Genomic DNA, 22001 nt, shown 5'->3' with positions numbered 1-22001 from the left:
TGACCGCCTGTTTCGGAGCAGGCTGGAAATCGGTCACGTTGATAGCGAAATGAGCGGTCACGCGTTAGCGAAATGTCCGGTCACGATCTACCGAAACAGCCGGTCACGGTGGGCCGAAATACGCAGATTGCTGAAGAACTGGCCTTGAGCCGCAGCCTGATCAGCCTTACTACTGCGCTTCCCGTGTTATGCATGGGTTTGCTCGCGCCTTTTGCGCCGCGTCTGGCGGTGCGCCTGGGGCTCGAACGTACTATTGCCCTGTGTCTGGCGGTTATTGCTGTGGCGCTGTTGCTGCGTGCGGTAGGGCATGCCAGCTCAATTCTGATTGGCAGTGCGGTGCTGCTGGGCGCAGCTATCGCGGTTGCGGGGCCTTTGTTATCGGGGTTCATCAAGCGCCACTTCGCTGGGCGGATGGGCAGCGTGGTGGGCTGGTATTCGCTGAGCATGGCTATTGGTGGTGCGGGTGGTGCAGTACTGACGATCCCGGCTACCCAGTGGTTGGCAAATGACTGGACCTATGGCCTGGCCATCTGGGCGCTACCGGCGGTCGTCGGTTTGCTGCTGTGGCTGTTCCTGCCTAACCGCGTCGAAGCCGAAAGCGAAGAGGGTGGCACCGGCTTACCTTGGCGGCAGCCACGGGCCTGGTTGATCAGTGCATTTTTTGCCATCCAAGCCGGCTTGTTTTATGCCCTCGCCACCTGGGCCGTAGCGCGTTACAACGAAGCCGGGTTGAGCTTGATGCACAGCAACAGTCTGTTCAGTGTGTCGATGCTGATGGGACTGCCCAGCTCATTTCTGCTGCCCTGGTTGGCGCAGCGGTTCAAGAACCGTTACCTGCTGCTGGTCGGCTGTGGGCTGCTGTCGTCGATCAGCTTGGCGATGATTACCTTCCAACCGACCGTGCTGCCTGAACTTTGGGCGGTGACCATCGGCTTTGGTTTAGGCGGCTCGTTTGCCTTGTCGCTGGTGCTGCCGTTGTACGAGGCGGGATCGCCACTGGCGGTCAGCCGCTGGACGGCGATGATGCTGTGCATGGGATACAGCATTGCTTGTTTGACACCGGTATTGACCGGGTTGGCGCGCGATCTGGCGGGTAACTACCAGTTGCCGTTTATGGTGCTTACCGGGCTTGCGGTGCTGATGACGGTGCTGGCCTGGATGATGCGGCGCGGGCCGAAGCGCGCCTGTAGCTGACGCCGCCTAGGCGTCGCTATGCCACGGCAATGACGCTTATTTGGCAGTAGTTCCTTCCTTGCTCTGGACGGCTGTGATAGAAGGCAGCCTTGATTTGCTGGAGTGCCTGCGTGGAGTCCGAATCCATCGTTTATGGTTGCATCCGAGACTGGCCATCGGACAGTCCGGCGGAGAGTCGACTGCGCCGTGAAATCAATCGGCAAGTGCTCGATGAGCTACCGGCCGGCGATGCCTGGAGCTTTCTCGGGCGTGAGATGTTCGCCTGCTGTGAACAACCGGGCGATGGCTTGTATCAGACCCAGGTGATCCACTTTGGTGCCAGCTACCGTACGGTGGAGTATGAGTGGAGCCTATGGATCAAGCAGTTCGAGGCGCTGCTCAAGCGTCTGTACTGGGCCAGTGCGGTGGTGCACCTGGAAACCGAGCTGAACGGCACGCACACCTTTCGCTGGGAGTCCGACAGTGGTTTCCACAGCCCGCAGGAAGGTGAGTTGCGCGTGCGTTGCGCCTGGGAGCGCGAGGGTGGCCTGCGAGGGTAGCCGGCCACATGCTACTTAGTCTTCAAGACCCTCAAGCGCATCCAGCCACTCTTTCGGTACATCGCGCTTCAGCGCCAGCTGGCATTGCTGGCTCTCCGCATCAAACACAATCACTGCCTGGCCCTTGCTCAGCGCGTGGCGTACCCGTTCGATACGCGTATCCAGTGGAGTCTCGTCGCCATTGTCGGTGCCGTCGCGGGTAACGAAGTCTTCGATCAGGCGGGTCAGGGTGTCAGCTTCGAGCAGGTGATAAGGGATCAGCACGGTAAGGCCTCCAGAGCGCAGCGCGGATGCTAGCAGGCCGTTGGGAAATTACCTACGTTGGGAGTGCTGCGTTAAAAACTGCCTTGAAAAGCCGCTTGTGACTAACACCCTTGAGCACGATCTCAGGGGCGATTCACAGGGCTCTGCGTGTGCATGTCTGCCGCGCCGCTACTGAACGGACGGCTCTGCAGGCTGCAGATACGCTTCCAGGGTGCTGTACAGCTTGGCACTGTCCAGGGGCTTGCCGAGGAAGTCATTCATGCCTGCATCAGCGCCATGCTGGCGGTGCTCATCCAGGATATGGGCGGTCAGGGCGATGATCGGTACGGCTGGCAGGTTGTACTGACGCTCCAGGCGACGGATTTGCCGCGTGGCTTCGAAACCGTCCATCTCTGGCATTTCGCAGTCCATCAGAATCAGTTGCGTGGCATTGGGGTCGCGTTGGTACTCATTCAGTGCAGCCAGGCCATTGGTCACCAGGCGCACGTTATAGCCACGCTTTTTCAGAAAGCCCTGCACCACCAGCTGGTTCACGGGGTTATCTTCGGCCACCAGGATGCAAGGCGCGGTGCCTGTATCTGTGTGGGTTTTGGGTTGCGGTTGGATTTCCACGATACGCGGCTCTTCGTACAGTTCGAGTAGGGCGCTGCGCAGGGCGTTGATGGCCAGCGGCTGAGGTAGGCCGAGCAGGCGCAGGCCGGCGGAGCTGGGCAGTTGCTGACAGTGTTCGGGCGCGCAGAGCAGCAGCACGCGTTGCCCAGGTTGCAGCAGTGGACGCAGCGAATCCAGCCAGTGCTGAATGCTGCCCGGCCACGGTGCCATCAGCACCAGCAGTGGCGGGGCGGAGAAGTCTTCCAGGTAGCCTTGCAGGGTTTCCGGGTTCTGGCAGCGCTCGGTGCGCATGCCCCAACGCCCCAGCAAGCGGCTCAAGGCATCGAGGCCGAGACCGTCTAGTGACGTCAGCAGAGCGGTGCGGCCCTTGAGTAGCTCGTGCAGTGGGTCAGTTGGGAGTTCGTCAGCGCTTTGCGGAACATCGAAGGCAAAGCGCGTGCCCTGGCCGAGGGTGCTCTGCACCTCGATACGGCCGCCCATCATTTCCACCAGCTCCTTGCTGATCGCCAGACCCAGGCCGCTGCCACCATAACGGCGGGTGGTGCTGGAATCGCCCTGGGCGAAGGATTCAAACAATTGGGTCAGAGCCGTGTCACTGATGCCAATGCCGCTGTCGCTGATGGCGAACACCAGATGCGGTTTGCCCTGGGAATCATTGCGCCGGCAGACATTCAGTGCGACGTGGCCTTCGGCGGTGAATTTCAGGGCATTGCTGAGCAGGTTCATCAGCACCTGCTTAAGCCGTGTCGGGTCACCCTGGGCACGGCGTGGCACGCCACTTTCCAGGCTGACATAGAGGCGCAGACGCTTATCCAGCGCCTGCCCCGTGAACAGGCTGAGGGTGTCGGAAATCAGCTCTTCCAAGTCGAATTCGATGTGTTCCAGGCTGAGCTTGCCGGATTCGATGCGTGCGTAATCGAGGATGTCGTTGATCACCGCCATCAGCGAGCTGCCGGAGCTGGAAATGGTGTCGACATAGAAACGCTGGCTGCGGTCCAGCGGGGTCTCTTTGAGCAGCTGCAACATGCCCAGTACGCCGTTGAGTGGGGTGCGGATTTCATGGCTCATCTTGGCCAGAAAGCGGCTCTTGGCCAGGTTCTCGATTTCTGCTTGCTCAGCGGCGCGGCGCGACTGGAAGCCTTCTTCCTTTAGCAGGTTGATGCGGTCGGCCAGGCCGATGGACAGGGTAATCAGCTCGATGGTTACGCCGATTTTCACCACCGTTGCGCCGAATACACCCAGCACTTCCAGGCCCAGCGAGCCAGTGGTGGCTTGAATAAAGGCGAACAGCAGGATGGCCCAGGCCAGCGTGTAATAAGAGCCGTAACGTACACCGCGCCGCCAGACATAGACCCCGGTGAGCAGCAAAATCAGCGACACCAGCGAGACCGTGACGCTGGCCAGAATATTCCACGCGTTGAAGCCTATCAGTGGTACCGACAACAGGCAGCCGGCGCAAGCCAGCATCAATAAGCGCAGGCCCGTGTCCAGGCGTGGAAAGTACTGCGGCGCATGCAGGAAGTGGCGGCTGAATTGAATGGCGGTGAGGCAATGCAGGTACATCAGGATGTAGATGCTCACCGATTGGAACACCACATGCTCGGGCAGTAGCTTGAACAGCATGCCGTCGAAGCAGGCGGCCAGCAGGCCGACGTTGAGGTTGTAGGCCAGGTACCAGAGGTAGGCCGATTCACGTAGCGAGATAAACAGGAACAGGTTGTAGCAGAACATCGCAAACAGCACGCCATAGAACGCGCCATTGAACCCCATGAGGTTTTCCTGGGCGGCCGCGCTGGCTTGATAGGTGCTGAAGAACAGCGGCATAAAGATCGTGCTGGTGGTCTCGACCCGTACCAGCAAGGTGCTGTCACCGGGCGTCAGCTCCAGTGGAAACCAGAAGTTGCGCACCTGCACAGGGCGCTGGGAGAAGGCAAAGCGGTCGCCGCTTTCCTGCATCTGCCACTGACCATCAGCGTGGCGCAGGTACACCTGCAGGTGGTCCAGTAGGGGGTAATTGACTTCCAGGTAGCCGGCCAGGTCCTGTGCCAGGCGGTTGTTCAGACGTACCTTGAACCACCAGACCGAATCATTTTTGCCGAGGTTGGCGTGTTCGCCGTTGACAGGGGTAAAGCGCTCATCGCTGAGCGCGCCGACTTGTTCGGCGCTCAGCATGCCTTTTGAATCTTCCAGGTAAGCCATGGACGGGCCTAGTGACAGACGCAAATCGGCGCTGTCCAGTGTGGCAGGCAGCAACGCCCACGCCGGCCCACACAGCCAGAACAGCACCATCGCCAGCCATATCCGAGGCATTCACCGACCTCAATATTATTATCTGAGGCCAGATCCGGCCTCGCGTCATGCTGTCACTTTGCCCGGATGCGTGCGGCCCTTCAAGCGTCCTGATCGCGGGGGCGCAATAAGCTGTCAACCGTCGGTACACGGGTATCACTTTCCATCTGGGCATCGTGCTCCAGTTGGTGGCTGAAGCGATCTAGCGAGCCCTGCGCCGGCTGGGCATCGCTGGAGAATACCGGTGGGCTGAGCACGTAAGCGGCAAGCAAACGGCTGAGGGATTTGAGGCTGTCGATATGCGTACGTTCATAGCCGTGTGTGGCGTCGCAGCCGAAGGCCAGCAGGGCGGTGCGGATGTCGTGGCCAGCGGTGACCGCCGACTGTGCGTCGCTGTGGTAGTAGCGAAACAAGTCGCGACGTACCGGGATTTCATTCTCGCTGGCCAGGCGCAGCAGTTGGCGTGACAGGTGATAGTCGTAAGGCCCGCCTGAGTCCTGCATGGCCACGCTGACGGTGTGTTCGCTGGACTGCTGGCCCGGCGCAACCGGGGCGATGTCGATGCCGACAAATTCGCTGACATCCCAGGGCAGGGCTGCTGCCGCACCAGAACCGACTTCCTCGGTGATGGTAAACAGCGGGTGGCAGTCGATCTCCGGTTCCAGGCTGCTTTCTTTGATGGCCTTGAGTGCGGTAAGCAGCGCCGCGACGCCGGCTTTGTCATCCAGGTGACGCGCGCTGATATGCCCACTCTCGGTAAATTCCGGCAGCGGATCGAAGGCGACAAAATCGCCCACCGAAATGCCCAGTGATTCGCAGTCGGCGCGTGTGCTGCAGTAGGCGTCCAGGCGCAGTTCGACGTGGTCCCAGCTGATTGGCAATTGGTCCACGGCGGTATTGAACGCGTGCCCCGAGGCCATCAGCGGCAGCACGCTGCCACGAATCACACCCTGGTCGGTAAACACGCTGACACGGCTGCCTTCGGCGAAGCGGCTCGACCAGCAACCGACGGCGGCCAGGCCCAGGCGGCCGTTGTCCTGCAGTTCGCGGACGATCGCGCCAATGGTGTCCAGGTGCGCTGAAACCGCGCGGTCTGGGCTGCTCTGCTTGCCTTTTAGAGTGCCGCGAATGGTGCCGCGTCGGGTCATCTCGAAGGGGATGCCGATCTCCTCCAGACGCTCGGCGACGTAGCGCACGATGGTGTCGGTAAAGCCGGTGGGGCTGGGAATGGCGAGCATTTCCAACAGTACTTTCTGCAGATAAGCGAGGTCGGGTTCGGGGAGTTGCTGCATGGAGTCTCCTCTACGGCGATTGCGCCCCTCAGCCGTTGCCGGAGAGAGGCTGGGGAAGGGGTTAGCTAGGCGTTTGGCTCAATGGAAACAGCAGGTCGATAAAACGCTCTGCCGTGGGTTGCGGCTGGTGGTTGGCCAGGCCGGCGCGCTCGTTGGCTTCGATAAACACGTACTCGGGTTGATCGGCCGCAGGCACCAGCAAATCGAGGCCGACCACCGGAATATCCAGGGCGCGGGCGGCTTTTACTGCAGCATCGGCCAGCACCGGGTGGAGGATGTCGGTGACGTCTTCCAGGCTGCCGCCGGTGTGCAGATTGGCGGTTTTACGCACGGGCAGGCGTTGGCCAGCGGTTAGCACGCTGTCGTAGTCCACCCCGGCGGCATGCAGGGTGCGCAGGGTTTCAGCGTCCTTGGGAATGCGGCTTTCGCCTTCGGTGGCGGCTTGCCGACGACGGCTTTGTGCGTCGATCAGCTCGCCGATGCTGTGCTGGCCATCACCGATCACTTCCGCCGGGCGGCGAATGGCGGCGGCCACGACGGCAAAGCCGATCACCAGAATGCGCAGATCAAAGCCTGGGTGAAAGCTTTCCAGCAGCACGCGGCTGTTGAAGTTACTGGCGCGTTCGATAGCATCCTGCACATCCAGCGGCGTGCGCAGATCCACCGCCACGCCCTGGCCCTGTTCGCCATCCACCGGCTTGACCACCAGGCTGCCATGCTCGGCGAGAAACGCGGCGTTGTCCTCGGCGCTGCCGGCCAGGCGCTGGGCGGGCAGGTGCAAGCCAGCGCGAGCCAGAGTGCGATGTGTCAGGCGCTTGTCCTGACACAGGGTCATGCTTACCGCGCTGGTCAGGTCGCTCAGGGATTCCCGGCAGCGGATTCGCCGGCCGCCGTGGCTCAAGGTGAACAGCCCGGCGTCGGCGTCGTCGACCTGCACTTCGATGCCGCGTCGCAGCGCTTCATCAACGATGATTCGCGCGTAAGGGTTCATCGGTGTATGCGGGCCAGGGCCGAGGAAGAGGGCTTCGTTGATGCCGTTTTTGCGCTTGATGCTGAAGGTCTGCAGCTCGCGAAAGCCCAGCTTGGCATACAGGCCCTTGGCCTGTTCGTTGTCATGCAGCACGGACAGGTCCAGGTAGCTCAGGCCGCGGCTCATAAAGTGTTCGATCAGGTGACGTACCAGCACTTCGCCAACCCCTGGCCTGCTGCAGCGTGGGTCGACCGCCAGGCACCACAGGCTGCTGCCGTGGTCCGGGTCCTGATAAGCCTTGTGGTGGTTAAGGCCCATCACGCTGCCGATCACCGCGCCGCTGTCTTCATCCTCGGCCAGCCAGTACACCGGTCCACCAAGGTGGCGCGGAGTGAGTTTGCCAGGGTCGATCGGCAGCATGCCGCGCAGTTGATACAGCTCATTGATCGCCTGCCAGTCCTCGGCATTCTGTGCGCGGCGCACTCGGTAACCGCGAAAACCGCGGCGCGCCGGGCGGTAGTCGGTAAACCACAGACGCAGCGTGTCGGACGGATCGAGAAACAGCTGCTGCGGCGCTTGCGCGAGCACCTGGTGCGGCGCGGCGACATACAGCGCGATATCGCGCTCGCCGGGCTGCTCGGTCAGCAGATCACTGGCCAGGGCGGCAGCATCCGGGTAGGTGTGGCCGAGCAGCAGGCGGCCCCAGCCGCAGTGCACCGCTTGCGGTTGGCTGGGCGGGGCGTTGTGGTCCTCGGCCAGGCGCGCCTGCAGGCGCTCGTAGGAGGGCGCTTGGCCGCGTAGCAGGCGTTGATTAAAGGCAGTGGCACGCATTGGAGGGGTTCCTTTGCCGTTAACAGGTGGCGGATGCTGCGGTGGCGGGTGTGTACCCAGCCACTGCAGCGCTCTACAGGCCGTGTTCGTTCAACCAGAGATTCAGCGCGGCCAGTTGCCACAGCTTGGATCCGCGCAAAGGCGTCAGTTGACCGTGTGGGTCACTCAACAAATGATCCAGCATGGCCGGGTTGAACAGGCCGCGATCCTGGCTGGGGTCGAGCAGCAGGTCACGCACCCAGCTGAGGGTGGCGCCTTCCAGGTGCTTGAGGCCAGGCACCGGGAAATACCCTTTGGGCCGGTCGATGACGGCGCTGGGGATCACCTTACGTGCCGCTTCCTTGAGCACATGCTTGCCGCCATCCGGCAGCTTGAAACGCCCAGGGATATGTGCCGAAAGCTCGGCCAGGCGATAGTCGAGGAAGGGTGTGCGCGCCTCCAGACCCCAGGCCATGGTCATGTTGTCGACCCGTTTGACCGGGTCATCGACCAGCATCACCGTGCTGTCCAGGCGCAGCGCCTTATCCACAGCGGCCACGGCGCCAGGCTGGGCGAAATGCTCACGAACAAAGTCGCCAGCCATGTCGCCGGTTAGCCAGGCGGGCTGCACGCAGGCGGCGTATTCGTCGTAATCACGGTCGAAGAACGCCGCGCGGTAAGCGCCGAAGGCATCCTCGGCAGCGTCCACCTGCGGATACCAGTGGTAGCCGGCGAACAGCTCATCGGCGCCCTGGCCGCTCTGCACCACCTTGCAGTGCTTGGCCACCTCGCGTGACAGCAGGTAGAAAGCGATGCAATCGTGGCTGACCATCGGCTCGCTCATGGCGCGAAAGGCCGCTGGCAGCTGTTCGAGAATCTCGTGCTCACCGATACGCAGTTGATGGTGGCGGGTAGCGAAGTGCTCGGCGATCAGGTCGGAATACTGGAACTCGTCACCGCGTTCGCCGCCGGCATCCTGAAAGCCGATGGAGAAGGTCGACAGGTTGTCCATCCCGGCTTCACGCAGCAGGCCGACCAGCATGCTCGAGTCCACACCGCCGGACAGCAGCACGCCGACATCCACGGCGGCGCGTTGGCGGATCGACACGGCTTCGCGCATGCCATCCAATACGCGCTCTTGCCATTCTTCCAGGCCGAAGGCGATTTCTTCGCGCTGCGGGCCGAATGTCAGGTTCCACCAGGTCTGCTGTTCACAGTTGCCTTGGGCGTCGATACGCATCCAGCTGGCCGGTGCCAGTTTCTCCACCCCAGCCAGCAGGGTGCGCGGTGCCGGCACCACGGCGTGGAAGTTCAGGTAGTGGTTGAGGGCGACGGGATCGAGGGTTTTGCCGATGTCACCGCCGGCCATCAGCGCCGGCAAGCTGGAGGCAAAGCGCAGGCGCTCGCCAGTGCGTGACAAGTACAGGGGCTTGACCCCGAGGCGGTCGCGGGCGATGAACAGCTGCTGGCTGTCGCGCTCCCAGATGGCAAAAGCGAACATGCCATTGAGCTTTGGCAGCAGGTCGCTGCCCCAGGCGTGGTAGCCCTTGAGCAGCACCTCGCTGTCGCCAGCGGAGAAGAAGCGGTAGCCGAGGGCTTTCAGCTCTTCGCGCAGTTCCGGGTAGTTGTAGATGGCGCCGTTGAACACCATCGTCAGCCCCAGTTCGCTGTCGATCATCGGCTGGCCGGAGGCTTCGGCCAGGTCCATGATCTTCAGGCGGCGATGGCCGAGGGCGAGTGGGCCCTGGCTGTGAAAGCCGTGGGCATCGGGGCCGCGGGCGGCCATGTGGTGGGTGATTCGCTCGACTGCAGCCAGGTCGGCCGGTCGTTGATCAAAACGTAATTCTCCAGCGATTGCGCACATAATTCCTTACCGGTATTGCCGTTGGGGAGTGGTTCGGGGCTGCCGAACCTTTTACACCAAAACAAAATAATGCTTTCATGTCAAAGTTTTATATCGGATTAAAAGGCGTATATGGTCGACAAAAAGGTTTCTACTGAAATAGATTTGTCATCTATTTCGGCCTTCGAACTGCCGCTGTTTAAGGCCTTGCGGCGTTTGCAGCAGGCCGGGGAAGTGCATGCCAAACGGCTCGGTCGCTTTGGTGGGCTGACGCCGATGCAGTTGATGATTCTGCAGGTGTTGGCGGGAGAGACGCGCCTGACGGCCAGCGACCTCAGTGGTCGTGTCAGCCTGACGGCTGCGACCCTGTCCGGCATGCTCGACAGACTGGAGGAAAAGGGCCTGTTGCAACGCCAGCGTGATGATCAGGATCGCCGCCGGCAGTGGCTGCTGCTCAGCGAACAGGGCCGCACCCTGCTGCAACAGGCGCCGAGCTTGCTGCCGCCGGAGTTTGTCGCGCGCTTTGCCGGGTTGGATGAGTGGGAGCGCCACAGCCTGACCGCCGCGTTGTTACGCGCGGCGCAGCTGTGTGGGGAAATGGAGTAAAACGTCGCGCCTGGGACGGCGCGGGGTTAGCGAGGACTAGCGCTGGGCGCTGAGCTTGGGCTGCTTGTACAGATCGATCAGCACCTGATCGAGAATCGACGAGGCGCCCCAGGGGCGTGGATCGTTGAGAATCGCTACCACGGCCCAGCTGTTGCCGTTGCTGTCGCGGCTGAAACCGGCGATGGCACGCACGTTGTTCAGCGTACCGGTCTTGATCCGCGCCTCGCCCACCAGCGGGGTGCGGTGTAGGCGTTTGCGCATGGTGCCGTCCATTGCTACCAGCGGCAGTGAAGCCATGAACTCGGCGGCGTAAGGACTCTTCCAGGCCGCCTGCAGCAGGGTCGCCATTTCACGCGCACTGACCCGCTCGGCACGTGACAGCCCGGAGCCGTTCTCCATCACCAGGTGCGGTGCAGTAATGCCTTTACGTGCCAGCCAGCTGCGAATCACCCGCTGCGCCGCCTTGCTGTCGTCCTGGTCGGCGGAGTTGCGAAACTGCGCGCCGAGGCTCAAGAACAGCTGTCGGGCCATGGTGTTGTTACTGTATTTGTTGATGTCGCGGATGATCTCGGTCAGGTCCGGGGAGTAGGCGCGGGCCAGCAGGCGGGCTTTCTCCGGCACTGGCGCAAGACGGTCCTTGCCCATGATGCTGCCGCCCAGTTCTTGCCAGATGGCGCGGATGGCGCCGGCGGCGTAGCCCGGGTGATCCAGCAGCGACAGGTAGGTCTGCGAGCTGCAGCCTTCGGCCAGTTTGCCGGTCACGATGACCGTGGTGCCGTCAAATTCGGTGACCGGGTTGTAGCGCACATCCGGCCAGCCCGGGCATTTGGCTGCCGGCAGGGCTTTGACGCGGTTGTCGATGCGGATAGAGGCAATTGGCGGCTCGGCGGCGATATGCACCTTGCCACCCTCGGTGCGGGCGATAAAACGCAGCGCCTTAAGGTTGACCAGCAGTGAGTCGGGGGCCACCAGGAACGGCTTGTTGGCGTCGCCGCCGTCGTCATTGAAGCTGGGCAGCTGTGGCTGTACGAAGTGGCTGCGGTCGAGTACCAGGTCGCCCGTCACCTGCAGCACGCCGTTCGCACGCAGGTCGCGCATCATCAGCCAGAGCTTTTCCATGTTCAGCTTGGGGTCGCCGCCGCCCTTGAGGTACAGGTTGCCGTTAAGCACGCCGTTCTTCAGTTGGCCATCGGTGAAGAATTCGGTTTTCCATTGGTGGGTCGGGCCGAGCAGTTCAAGCGCTGCGTAGGTAGTGACCAGCTTCATGGTCGAAGCCGGGTTGACGGAGATGTCGGCATTGAAATAAGTGCTATTACCCGGGCCGTTGAGCGGCACGGTGACCACAGACAGTGACTGGCTGCTGATCTTGTTGGCTTTCAATGACTGTTGAACTTTGTTTGACAAGCCCGGAGTGGCAGCCGCCAGCGGCAGGCAAACGGGTAACAGCAGGCCGGCGATGGCCAGGTGACGTAGGCTTTTGATCATGGGCGACTCCCCTCTAACTGAGGGACAAAGGTGACGCGAGGCATCTAACGAGGTTCCGTCGCGGGTTGGGATAATGTTGGCAATTATGCCCCAAGACAGTTCCGGCTGAGTGGCAGTAAATGCGATTGGCCGGGCTTTTCTGCGGGCTATCGGTTGACCTGTCGTCTTCCAGACGGGCGCGTAGGCCGCGAAACTGCTAGAGTGCCGCGCGTTATCACTTTTGAGGATTGTTCCATGGCTACTAACCGTTCCCGCCGTCTGCGCAAAAAACTCTGCGTGGATGAATTCCAGGAGCTGGGCTTTGAGCTGAACCTGAACTTCAAACAAGACCTGAGCGATGCAGCCATCGACAGCTTCTTGGAAGATTTTCTGCGTGACGCGATGGTCGCTAACGGCCTGGGCTATGTCGGCGGCGATGACTTCGGTCTGGTATGCCTGTCCAAGCGTGGCTCGGTCAATGAAGAGCAGCGTGCTGCTGTTGAAGCCTGGCTGAAAGGCCGTGACGAGCTGGTGGATTTCACTGCCAGCCCGCTGATCGACGTCTGGTACCCAGACAACTCGATCAATCAGGCCTAAGACCTGTGAGCAGGGCATGCATCGCGCATGCCCTGTTGCTTTGCCCTCCTGCAATTCCCGTCAGTCGCTCAGTCCAGCCTTGGCCAGCAGCGCAGTGATATCAACCTGGTCAATTTGCTCACGGCGCAAAAAGCGTTCGGCGTATTGCAGGTAGATTTTCTCCCGCACGAACAGCCCGAACAGCTCGGGGTCGATGTGTGCGCCCTTGCACATGCCCGCCATGATGTTGAGTGATTCAGACAGCAGTTTGCCTTTCTTGTAAGGCCGATCCACCGCTGTCAGCGCTTCGAAGATGTCCGCAACCGCCATCATCCGTGCTGGCAGGCTCATGTCTTCACGCTTAAGGCGTTTGGGGTAGCCCGTGCCGTCCATTTTTTCGTGGTGACCACCGGCAATTTCAGCGACGTTGGCCAGGTGCGCAGGGAAGGGCAGGTGGCTGAGCATGCGGATGGTCTGCACCATATGGCCGTTGATGATGAAGTGCTCCTCATTGGTCAAGGTGCCGCGTCCAATGCCGAGGTTATACAGCTCGCCGCGATTGTGTTTGTAGTGCGGTATGTCCAGCTTGAAACCCCAGGGGTTGTCCTCGGCGATCAGTTCACTCTCAGGGCGCTCGATCAGGTGTTCGGGTTTGTCGCTGAGCAGCGTTTCCTGCACCGGTAAGGGCTGTGCCGGTGTACGCGACTGGCGCAGGTTTTCTTCCCAGGACACTCCCAGGCGATCATCCAAAGTGCGCGCCCAGGTGCGCGCGCCGATGCGGCGCAGGCGTTCAAGATCGGCTTCGGCCATGGCTTCACCGCCCAGGTTGCAGCGGGCGATAAAGGCAAATTCGTCATCCAGAGTGGTGAGCAGTTCATCGCGCGCCTGGCCGAGGTTAGCAGCATCGCCACCCTGGCTGAGGTTCTCCCAGTAGCTGATCCAGGCATCGCGCTTGAGCACTTCGAAGCGCATGCGCACCTCGTGGATACGATCACAGATGGTTTCCAGCTTGGTGGCTTTATCCACCACGTATTCGGGCACAGTGACCTTGCCACAGTCATGCAGCCAGGCGGCGATATGCAGGGCTTCCCATTCTTCTTCGCTGGGTTGGTAATCGCGGAATGCAGCTTCCTCGCTGGCTTCAGCCGCGCGGGCGAGCATCAGGGTAAGTTCTGGTACACGCTGACAGTGACCGCCGGTGTAGGGGCTTTTGGCGTCGATGGCGCCAGCGATCAATTGGATAAAGGCGTCGAGCAGTTTCTTTTGTTGATCGAGCAGGCGCTGGCTCTCAATGCACAGCGCCGCGACGCCGGAAACAGCCTCGACAAAGGCAATGCGCTCGGGGCGTAGCATGGCCAGGTCGGTTTCGTCACCGCTGTCGCGGTGCAGCAGTACCAGCACACCCAATGTCTGACCCTGGCGGTTGTGCAGGCCGGTGCAGACCAGGTGCGCTCGCGGGCTGTCGAGGGTATGCAGCAGGCTCTGGAAACCCTGCGCATGCTCGAACCCAAGCGCCACGGTGACGCTGGTGCCGCCGGTGGCCGTTTGCGCTAGCCAGCTAGGCAGGGCGGGGTCATTGGGGTCGAAACTCGGGATGCGGTGTTCTTCCAGGTTGTGTTGCTGCTCGTTGATAAATAGGCCGTACGGCTCCAAGCGGCCGCTGCTGCTGTCGCGCAAATACAGCAGGCCTCCGCTGGCTTCGCTGAGGTCGACGGTTTCACGCAGCACCCGGCGTAGCAAGGCATCGAAACGGGTTTCCGCTGAAAGCGTGGCGGTGATGTCGAGGAAGCTGGAGATGGTGTCCTTCATCTTTCCCATCGACACGGCCAACTGGTCGACTTCCTTGACGAAGGAACGGCCGCTGGCCGGGTAATCGAAATTGAAACTGCGAATGGCTTCGGCCTCACCCACCAGCAAACGCAGCGGTTTGACCAGAATATTGGAAAGCAGCCAGCCCAGCGGTATGCATAAAAGCAGAATGCACAGGGTCAGTACCGCGCCCTGCCAGCGGATGCGGTAGGCATCCGCCAGCAGCTCGCTTTCCGGGGCCAGCAGGGCCAGTCGCAATCCCTGCGGGCCACCTTCGCTGAACTGGCTGTAAGAAATCTGCCAGCGCTGTTTATTCAGGCGCACGGCGCCCTGACGATCCGCGTCGAGCCCGAGGCTGAGAAAGTTGGCCAGCACTGGGCTGAGGTCTTTGACTTGCGCCAGTTGCAGCGTTTCTCCTGGGATTACCAGGCGCGCGCTGTCCGGGTATGCAACCGCGCTGCCATCGGGGCTGTACAGCACCACTTCGGTAGAGGGGGTCAGGCGGTGTTCGGCCAGGGTGGCGGACAGGTCATCAAGGGTCAGGTCGGCCCCCACCACTGTGGTTTCAGTGCTTTTGCGAGCCAGGGTGGTGCCGATTTCTCCCGTGGAGAAGAAGGCATAGGGCGCAGTGGTGAAGTGCTCAGGGCTCTGCAGGGCGCCGTTGTACCAGGGGCGAGTACGCGGGTCATAGGTCTCTTTAAGGTTCTGTCGCCGGCTAATCGGTTGCAGTTGTTTGTCGAAGAACAGGTATTCGGAGTCCAGGCGTTGTTCACTGATGCGGTCGATGCTCCACACTTGATAGGCCGCATTGTCGGGTGCGAAGAAGATCTGCCGCAGCTTCTCGCTGCGCAGTGGGCGCACCATAAAGAAACTGCCATCGCCATAGCCGACATAGATTGAAGCCAGCTTGGGGTTGTCGCGCAGTGCCTGGCTGAAAATCGGCAGCATGACCATCCGTTCGTGGCGGTCGCGACCACTGAGCTGCTCGTTGCGCGCGAGCAGGTTGATCATGTTACGAATCGGTTGGTAGGTATTGCGCAGACTCGCCTGCACTTCTTTGCGCATCTGGGTGAACAGCTGGTCGCTGCTGCTGAGGATAATCTTGCTGGTCTGCTGGTAGTTGAAGTACCCCAGCACCACCCCGGAGCCCAGCAACAGCAGGGTAAACAGCACGCTGATATGGATATGGAGCGGAAAACGTCGTTCCTTAGACCTTACTGTCTGCTGCATCCGCGCATGTCCTTTTATGCCTTGGCCAAGCGCAAAGCATAGTGGAGCGTTGTGCGTTTTGCCGTGGCGCGGATGCCGGTTTCTTACGCTGCAACAGCTCTAAATTGGACCTGTGCTGTGCTTGATTTTTTGCAGATTGTTTCGATGATCTAGCCAGCGCTCCAGGCCATACACCAGCAGCGCCACCAGCAAGGCCAGGGCCACGCCAAGCAGGCTGTTGAACAAACGCACCTGAGGCAGCTGCCAGTCATGCGCCAGGCTTTCGGCCAGCAACACGAAGCACACCGTCGTTTGCAGCACAAACAGGCCGTAATGGTTGGCCTGCAGGGCACGGCTAAGGGCGATCAGCGGTAGCAGTGTGGCGACCATCAGAGCCGGGTTTTGTATGCTGTGACCGAGCAGGATCAGCAGTGCTGCGGCGCCCAGGCTGGCGAGGATCGATTGCACGGCCCTTACCAGACTGCCCTGGAAGTCCAGCTGCAGGGTGGTCACTACAGTCAGTGTCAGCCAGTAGCCACGGTGCAACTCAGCCAGGTTGACGATCAGCCCGGAGAGGGCAAACGCTAAGGTGCAACCCAGTGCATGCAGGCGCCACTTTTGCTGTGGCAGGCGCTTGGCGTGGCGTTTGAGTACCTTGAAGATGCTGATAAAACGCGGCATATACGGCCACATGCGCAAGCCATGCATGCCGCGCAGGCCGAAGGCAAGCAGCATCACCCAGAGTCCACCGAGGATGAACAGCATGGCAATGGCATACGGGTTGTTTAGCGAGCCCAGGCCCTGCTGACCGTGGCCGAGGCACAGGCAGATTGCCAGGCCGATGCCCAGCTTGCCGGCTTCGCTGCCAAAGCGCTGCAGCCAGGCGAGCAAGAAACCAAACACCGCGAACACCAGCAAGCTGGCATAGGGATGGCTGGCTGACCAGAAGCCCAACCCGGCGCTGCAGGCGCCCAGGCCGCAGAGCATCAACATGCGCAGCATGCCCAGGCGGTGCAGCGGGTTGGCCTGGGCGGCCTGGAAGGCGCCCGCCGACGCCCAGAGAAAGCCCGGGTGAGCGCTGAACAGACCGAGCAGCAGCGGCAGTGCACAGCCGAAGCCGGCAACCATCGCGGGGCCCCAGGCGGGCGGCCCGGCATGCCAGCTGAAGGTTTGTCGCAGTAGGCTCGTCATGGCTTATACCGGGCTTGAGCGGCCCGTCATCTCGCGGGCCATTTCAGTAGCGTAGCTGTCAGTCATGCCGGCAATAAAGTCGATCATCCGCAGGAATGAGCGGTACAGCGGCCAGCTTGGGTCGGGTGCGTTTTTACCGAGCAAGTCAAGGATGCGTCGGTTCTTGAAGGACGGCGTACGCCCGCCATGCTGCTCCAACGCTGCGCCGCAGAAGGCATTTAGCAGGATTTCCAGGGTGGTGTAGGCGCCGATCTCATGCAGCGTTTTGCGCTTGTCCTGAAAGATTTTCCGTCGAGCCATGTCCTTGGCGCTTTGCACACAGCGCTTGGCGGTGCCGTGCATGTGCTCGACCAGATCACCCTGCAAGGTGCCGGCGAGCAGGGCATCCTGCTGTTCGACAAAGGCTTCGGCGGCGGCATTGGTTAGGTGTTCGATGGCTTTGCCGCGCAGGATCGCCAGCTTACGCCGCCGAGAATCGTCGGGGCCGAGCTGGCGATAGGTTTCCGGCAGGTCATCGCCAACCAGGTCGAGCAGAAGCGCCTCGACTTCGCTGTAATCGAGCAGCTCCATCTCCAGACCGTCTTCCAGGTCAATCAGGCCGTAACAGATGTCATCTGCCGCCTCCATCAGATAGACCAGTGGATGACGCGCCCAGCGCTGTTCTTCCAGTTGCGGCAGGCCGAGTTTGCCAGCGATCTGCTCAAGCAGCGGCAACTCGCTCTGGTAGCAGCCGAACTTGTGTTTCTTGTAGCCCAGCGCTTCGGCGTGACGTGCGGTCCAGGGGTATTTCAGGTAGGTGCCGAGCGTTGCGTAAGTCAGCCGGGTGCCACCGTCGAACTGGTGGTATTCCAGCTGGGTGAGTACGCGAAAGCCCTGGGCATTACCCTCGAAACTGAGAAAGTCACCGCGCTCGGCCGCACTCATCGAGTCCAGCCAGCCGCGTCCGGCGGCCTGCTGGAACCAGTGGCGGATGGCGTCTTCGCCAGAGTGGCCGAAAGGTGGATTGCCGATGTCGTGGGCCAGGCAGGCGGACTGCACGACCATGCCCAGGTCGCTTGGCTCGCACCAGTCCGGCAGGGCATCGCGGATCATCTCGCCAACGCGCATACCCAGCGAGCGGCCCACGCAGCTGACTTCCAGCGAGTGGGTCAGGCGGGTGTGGATATGGTCGTTGCTGGAGACCGGGTGCACCTGGGTCTTGCGGCCCAGGCGGCGGAAGGCGCCGGAGAAGATGATGCGGTCATGGTCTTTGTGAAACGGGGTGCGGCCCAGTTCGGCGACGCTGTGCGTCGGCTTGCCGAGTCGTTCACGGTTGAGCAGGGTTTGCCAATCCAAGGGTTGTCCTCGCCGTTACCTGGCTGTGGCAGCTAGCTTCGGGGTTCTAAGCCGATGATGCAAGGCGTTCGGCCCTATGCAGTCAAAACCCCGCAGCGTCGATATCGATCAGCAGCAGCCGTTTGCCGTTGTCGATGAATTGCCCGGCGGTCAGGCAGTACTGGTTGGTGGTGGCGTCACGGTAGGTGCTGGAGAGAATCAGCCGGCGTTCCTCCCAGCCTTCGGCCAGCAGTTGATAGAAGTAGGGGCGCCATGACCAGTTATGCCCGACGTAACGCGCATCGCTGTGCCAGCTGTGCTCGCGCCACTCCAGGTTGGCGGTCAGCTGGGTGCCGTGGCGGTCGCACTGGTAGATGCGCAGCAGCCATGGGTAGGCGTGCGGTTGCGGTAGCTGATCGGGCTGTGAGCCGCTTTCGATCCAGGTCTTGAAGCTGTTCATCAGCTCACCGAGCTGCTGGCGCAGGGTCATCAGTCGCGCACGTTCGGCGAGTTTTTGCTGCACATAGTGGTCGCGCAGTTGGGCAAAGCGTTTGACGAATGCGCTGCTGCTGAAAAAGGCTTCTTCGGGTTTGGCAAACAGATAGCCCTGCACATAACGCGCGCCGCACTCCAGGGCAAAATCCAGCTCGGCCTCGGTTTCAACGCCTTCGGCAATGATCCAGCAGCCGGTTTTTTCTGCCATTTGCGCCAGCGCCTTGACGATCTCGCTGCTCGGCCCGCCACGGGCGGCTTGCTGAAACAGGCGCATGTCCAGCTTGAGGATGTCCGGCTGCAGGGCTAGCACGCGGTCGAGCTGCGAGTAGCCGGCACCGAAGTCGTCGATGGCGATGCGTGCACCGGCTTCTCGGTAGCGCTCCACCACGCCCGGCAGGCGCGCGCTGGCGCCGCCCAGTTCGGTGATTTCAAAGACGATACGTGCAGGGTCGATGCCGCTGCGTTGCAGCTGTTTGAGGCTGGGCAAGGCTTGTTCAGGGCGCAGCCGGCTGATCCAGCGTGGCGAGATATTCAGGCTGAGAAACCAGTCTTGCGGGGCTTCATGAAAGCGCTTCAGAGCTTGTTCGCGGACTTCGCGGTCAAGGCGGCGCAGGGCGGTGGGCGGGGTCTTCGGGTCACTGAACAATGGGCCTGCCGAGTGCAGCTGGCCATCAGCGCTGCGCAGGCGCGCCAATGCTTCGACACCGGCAATACGTCCGGTGGCGGTATCGATAAAAGGTTGAAAAACAGCAAGCGGTTGACCGTTGAACACTGCGCAGTTCCTTAGCCAGGCAGACGCCCCGGTGGGCGGCGTAGCCAGGTGACTAAGCAAGATCGTGGCCAGTTTAATCCCCTGCGCGGGTATCTTTAGTCGTGTCGGCAGATGTGTCTGGGCGTCTCGGCGGATTGCGCCGCAGCAGTGGGAAGGCGATCAGGGCGATACGCAGCCAGCGGCGCCAGTGGCCACGGCGAATGCCGACGGTAGCCAGCAGCAGTGCGCCGCCAGCGACCCAAAGCGGTGCGTTGCTATTGCCCAGTTCTTCACGCCAGTGGTTGCGCCAGTACTGTGCCTGCCGCAGTGGTTGCAGCATCACCAGGGTTTCGTGGCGCAGTTCCTGGCGGTGCATTTGCAGACGCATGCGCAGCAGGGTTTTGCGCAGCTCGCGGCGCGAGGCCTTGGCGGGTAGCTCGGGCATAGTCATGGCAGCAGTTGCTCACGGTCACGGGCCAGCTCTTCAAGGCTGGCGCTGAAGGGGGCGGGAGCATTGCGTACACGCTGCAACAGCGTGAACAGGGTGCCCAGCATGCCCAGTGCATAGAAGCCACACAGGGCACTGATAACCAGCAGACGGTGCGTCTCCCAGAAGGCAATCAGCAATGCAGCCGACAGGCCGATGATCAGCAGCAGGCCGAACAGCAAACTCAGGCTGGTCAGCACCAGCAGGTTGAGGGTGTGGCTTTGCTGCTCTTTAAGCTCTTCGCCAAACAGCGCGATATGGCCCTGCAATAACCCCAGCAAAGCGCTGGCAAATCGCCGTGGCGAACTGCCGCGACTTGGCGGGGTGGGCGGTGTTGCATCCATTAAGGTTTCTCTTTAGCGCCGGGTAATCAGCATGCCCAACAGCAGGCCAATGGCGGCAGCAATACCGAGGGTCTGCCATGGATGAGTCTGCACATAGCCTTCGGTGGCTTCAATAGCCGCCTTGCCGCGGGCATGCAGTGCGTCTTCGGCGTTGTGCAGGGTGCTGCGCGCACGGCCCAGGCTGCTGCGGATCTGCTCGCGCAGCTCTTCGGCCTGCTCGCCGGCGAGGCTGGCGGAATGCTGCAACAAGCTTTCGGTGTCGCGTACCAGCGCCTGGAATTCGTCGAGTAACTGATCCGAGCTGGACGATACGGGGGTCTTACGAGCCATGGTGTCTCTCCTTATGACGGGGCAGTGTAGGGGGTTCGAGTCCTCTGCGGGGCAGTGGTTCCTTTTTTCTTCGGTGCGGGACGGATGCAGCCGACTGATCGGCTGGTACAGCGCTTGCATTGCGCTGGTGCGCGCCCTTGCAGATGCGCTCCTTTATGGGGCTGTGAGGGTTCTGGCCAGGACGCCGTGGTGCATCAATAACTTATTAATAACTATGGAATAAGTACTTCGAGGCAAGGTTCAGTCGGCACCGGCTTGGTGCTGTACAGCCTGGGCCTCGGCAAGCTGGATCATGATGAGTGCCGCCATATGGTGCGTATTTATTGGTTTGTGATCCGCTTTGGTGCTTTTTCCCCGCGACGGAGTTTTCTTCGCAGATGGAAAACATCAACAGTGCTGTGGAAACCCTGATTCACGGCTCCAATACCTTGTTTATCCTGCTCGGCGCCGTGATGGTGCTGGCTATGCATGCCGGTTTTGCCTTTCTTGAAGTGGGGACGGTCAGGCAGAAGAACCAGGTCAACGCCTTGTCGAAGATCATCTCCGACTTTGCCGTGTCGGCCCTGGCCTATTTCTTTGTTGGCTACTGGATTGCCTACGGCGTGACCTTCCTAGAGCCCGCCAGTGTGCTGACGGAAGGCAACGGCTATGCGCTGGTGAAGTTCTTCTTTCTGCTGACTTTTGCGGCGGCCATCCCGGCGATTATTTCCGGTGGCATCGCCGAGCGCGCCAAGTTCGGCCCGCAGTTGTGCGCCACGGTGCTGATCGTGGCCTTTATCTACCCCTTCTTCGAGGGGATGATCTGGAATGGCAACTACGGTGTACAGGCCTGGCTGGAGGCGCAGTTTGGCGCAACCTTCCATGACTTTGCCGGCTCGGTGGTGGTGCATGCGATGGGTGGCTGGTTGGCCTTTGGCGCGGTGATCCTGCTGGGGCGCCGTAACGGGCGTTACCGCGATGGCCGCTTGGTTGCTTTTGCCCCGTCAAATATTCCGTTCCTGGCGCTGGGTTCGTGGATTCTGATCATCGGCTGGTTCGGCTTCAACGTGATGAGCGCACAGACCCTGGGAAGCGTCAGTGGTCTGGTGGCGGTCAACACCCTGATGGCGATGGTCGGCGGCACCGTGGCGGCTTTGCTGGTTGGCCGTAATGACCCAGGCTTTTTGCACAACGGTCCGCTGGCTGGACTGGTGGCGGTGTGTGCCGGTTCCGACCTCATGCACCCGGTTGGCGCTCTGGTTACAGGCGCGATTGCCGGTGCGTTGTTCGTCTGGGCGTTTACCGCGATCCAGGTGAAATGGAAGATCGACGACGTGCTCGGCGTTTGGCCGCTGCACGGTCTGTGCGGCGTGTGGGGCGGTATTGCCTGCGGCATCTTCGGCCAAGAGATGTTGGGCGGCCTGGGCGGCGTCAGCCTGGCCAGCCAGTTTGTCGGCACCGCGCTGGGCGTGGTGGTGGCCTTGATTGGCGGCGTACTGGTTTATGGTGTGCTGAAGGCTACCGTGGGTATTCGCCTGAGCCAGGAGGAGGAGTATTACGGTGCAGACCTCTCGGTGCATAAGATTGGCGCTGTCAGCCAGGATTGATCGCTGAGCGTTAATGCAAAAGGCCC

General features: G+C 61.3%; 18 protein-coding genes. 5 read left to right on the top strand and 13 right to left on the bottom strand.

The genetic code is table 11. The features are described 5' to 3' along the window. Nucleotides 1–72: 72 nt before the first annotated feature. Both HBN63_RS08240 and HBN63_RS08235 read left to right on the top strand, forming a co-directional pair. Nucleotides 73–1194, top strand: coding sequence for an MFS transporter (locus HBN63_RS08240; RefSeq protein WP_170049068.1), 1122 nt, complete (start codon nucleotides 73–75; stop codon nucleotides 1192–1194). Nucleotides 1195–1304: 110 nt separating this feature from the next. Continuing rightward, nucleotides 1305–1733: a hypothetical protein gene (locus tag HBN63_RS08235; RefSeq protein WP_090248129.1), complete on the top strand. Its 429-nt coding sequence runs from the start codon at nucleotides 1305–1307 to the stop codon at nucleotides 1731–1733. Nucleotides 1734–1748: 15 nt separating this feature from the next. Here the strand turns inward: HBN63_RS08235 and HBN63_RS08230 are convergent, their stop codons facing one another. The 5 genes from HBN63_RS08230 to HBN63_RS08210 form a co-directional block, all read right to left on the bottom strand. Next, nucleotides 1749–1997 carry a YheU family protein gene (locus HBN63_RS08230; protein ID WP_090248127.1) on the bottom strand — a complete coding sequence of 83 codons (249 nt, stop codon included), beginning with the start codon at nucleotides 1995–1997 and terminating at the stop codon, nucleotides 1749–1751. A 168-nt stretch (nucleotides 1998–2165) separates the two neighbouring features. Beyond that, nucleotides 2166–4919, bottom strand: coding sequence for a hybrid sensor histidine kinase/response regulator (locus tag HBN63_RS08225; protein WP_170049067.1), 2754 nt, complete (start codon nucleotides 4917–4919; stop codon nucleotides 2166–2168). An 80-nt stretch (nucleotides 4920–4999) separates the two neighbouring features. After that, a complete protein-coding gene (locus HBN63_RS08220) occupies nucleotides 5000–6190 on the bottom strand; it encodes an osmoprotectant NAGGN system M42 family peptidase (RefSeq protein ID WP_170049066.1) in 1191 nt (396 codons plus the stop codon). Between the two features lie 61 nt (nucleotides 6191–6251). Continuing rightward, nucleotides 6252–7991 carry an N-acetylglutaminylglutamine synthetase gene (gene ngg / locus HBN63_RS08215; protein ID WP_170049065.1) on the bottom strand — a complete coding sequence of 580 codons (1740 nt, stop codon included), beginning with the start codon at nucleotides 7989–7991 and terminating at the stop codon, nucleotides 6252–6254. Between the two features lie 73 nt (nucleotides 7992–8064). After that, entirely contained in the window at nucleotides 8065–9834 is a 1770-nt protein-coding gene (locus tag HBN63_RS08210; RefSeq protein ID WP_170049064.1) for an N-acetylglutaminylglutamine amidotransferase, read from the bottom strand. Between the two features lie 111 nt (nucleotides 9835–9945). Here HBN63_RS08210 and HBN63_RS08205 point away from each other — a divergent pair, with 111 nt between their 5' ends. Beyond that, nucleotides 9946–10419, top strand: a complete 474-nt coding sequence (locus HBN63_RS08205; RefSeq protein WP_170049063.1) for a MarR family transcriptional regulator — start codon at nucleotides 9946–9948, stop codon at nucleotides 10417–10419. Between the two features lie 36 nt (nucleotides 10420–10455). On the opposite strand, the gene dacB is transcribed toward HBN63_RS08205, so the two are convergent. Beyond that, nucleotides 10456–11904: a D-alanyl-D-alanine carboxypeptidase/D-alanyl-D-alanine-endopeptidase gene (dacB, locus tag HBN63_RS08200; protein WP_090248117.1), complete on the bottom strand. Its 1449-nt coding sequence runs from the start codon at nucleotides 11902–11904 to the stop codon at nucleotides 10456–10458. Between the two features lie 234 nt (nucleotides 11905–12138). Here dacB and HBN63_RS08195 point away from each other — a divergent pair, with 234 nt between their 5' ends. After that, nucleotides 12139–12480 (top strand): YggL family protein, encoded by a 342-nt coding sequence (locus HBN63_RS08195; RefSeq protein WP_090248116.1) that lies wholly within the window; start codon nucleotides 12139–12141, stop codon nucleotides 12478–12480. Between the two features lie 60 nt (nucleotides 12481–12540). Here HBN63_RS08195 and HBN63_RS08190 read toward each other — a convergent pair whose 3' ends face one another. From HBN63_RS08190 to HBN63_RS08160, 7 genes are all read right to left on the bottom strand, one after another. Further along, nucleotides 12541–15498, bottom strand: a complete 2958-nt coding sequence (locus HBN63_RS08190) for an HD domain-containing phosphohydrolase (RefSeq protein WP_170049062.1) — start codon at nucleotides 15496–15498, stop codon at nucleotides 12541–12543. Between the two features lie 99 nt (nucleotides 15499–15597). Then, nucleotides 15598–16668, bottom strand: coding sequence for an FUSC family protein (locus HBN63_RS08185; protein WP_170049061.1), 1071 nt, complete (start codon nucleotides 16666–16668; stop codon nucleotides 15598–15600). A 3-nt stretch (nucleotides 16669–16671) separates the two neighbouring features. Continuing rightward, complete coding sequence (locus tag HBN63_RS08180) at nucleotides 16672–18003, bottom strand: deoxyguanosinetriphosphate triphosphohydrolase (RefSeq protein ID WP_170049060.1); 1332 nt, start codon at nucleotides 18001–18003, stop codon at nucleotides 16672–16674. 82 nt (nucleotides 18004–18085) lie between these two features. Beyond that, nucleotides 18086–19249 carry an EAL domain-containing protein gene (locus HBN63_RS08175; protein WP_170049059.1) on the bottom strand — a complete coding sequence of 388 codons (1164 nt, stop codon included), beginning with the start codon at nucleotides 19247–19249 and terminating at the stop codon, nucleotides 18086–18088. Between the two features lie 73 nt (nucleotides 19250–19322). Further along, the gene (locus tag HBN63_RS08170) at nucleotides 19323–19679 is read right to left on the bottom strand and encodes a hypothetical protein (RefSeq protein ID WP_160084965.1); all 357 of its coding nucleotides are present in this window, start codon (nucleotides 19677–19679) and stop codon (nucleotides 19323–19325) included. Then, complete coding sequence (locus HBN63_RS08165; protein ID WP_170049058.1) at nucleotides 19676–20059, bottom strand: phage holin family protein; 384 nt, start codon at nucleotides 20057–20059, stop codon at nucleotides 19676–19678. The genes HBN63_RS08170 and HBN63_RS08165 overlap by 4 nt, the downstream gene beginning before the upstream one ends. Before the next feature lie 12 nt (nucleotides 20060–20071). Continuing rightward, nucleotides 20072–20389 (bottom strand): YqjD family protein, encoded by a 318-nt coding sequence (locus HBN63_RS08160; protein WP_090248105.1) that lies wholly within the window; start codon nucleotides 20387–20389, stop codon nucleotides 20072–20074. 377 nt (nucleotides 20390–20766) lie between these two features. Between HBN63_RS08160 and HBN63_RS08155 the strand changes: the two genes are divergently transcribed. Continuing rightward, nucleotides 20767–21975 (top strand): ammonium transporter, encoded by a 1209-nt coding sequence (locus tag HBN63_RS08155; RefSeq protein ID WP_170049057.1) that lies wholly within the window; start codon nucleotides 20767–20769, stop codon nucleotides 21973–21975. Nucleotides 21976–22001: the final 26 nt, after the last annotated feature.

Origin of the sequence: Pseudomonas sp. WS 5011 (genome assembly GCF_012985775.1) — a bacterium.
Lineage (GTDB): Bacteria > Pseudomonadota > Gammaproteobacteria > Pseudomonadales > Pseudomonadaceae > Aquipseudomonas > Aquipseudomonas peli.
The sequence above is the reverse complement of the archived record's forward strand: the minus strand, read 5'-3'. Positions and strand labels throughout refer to the sequence as shown.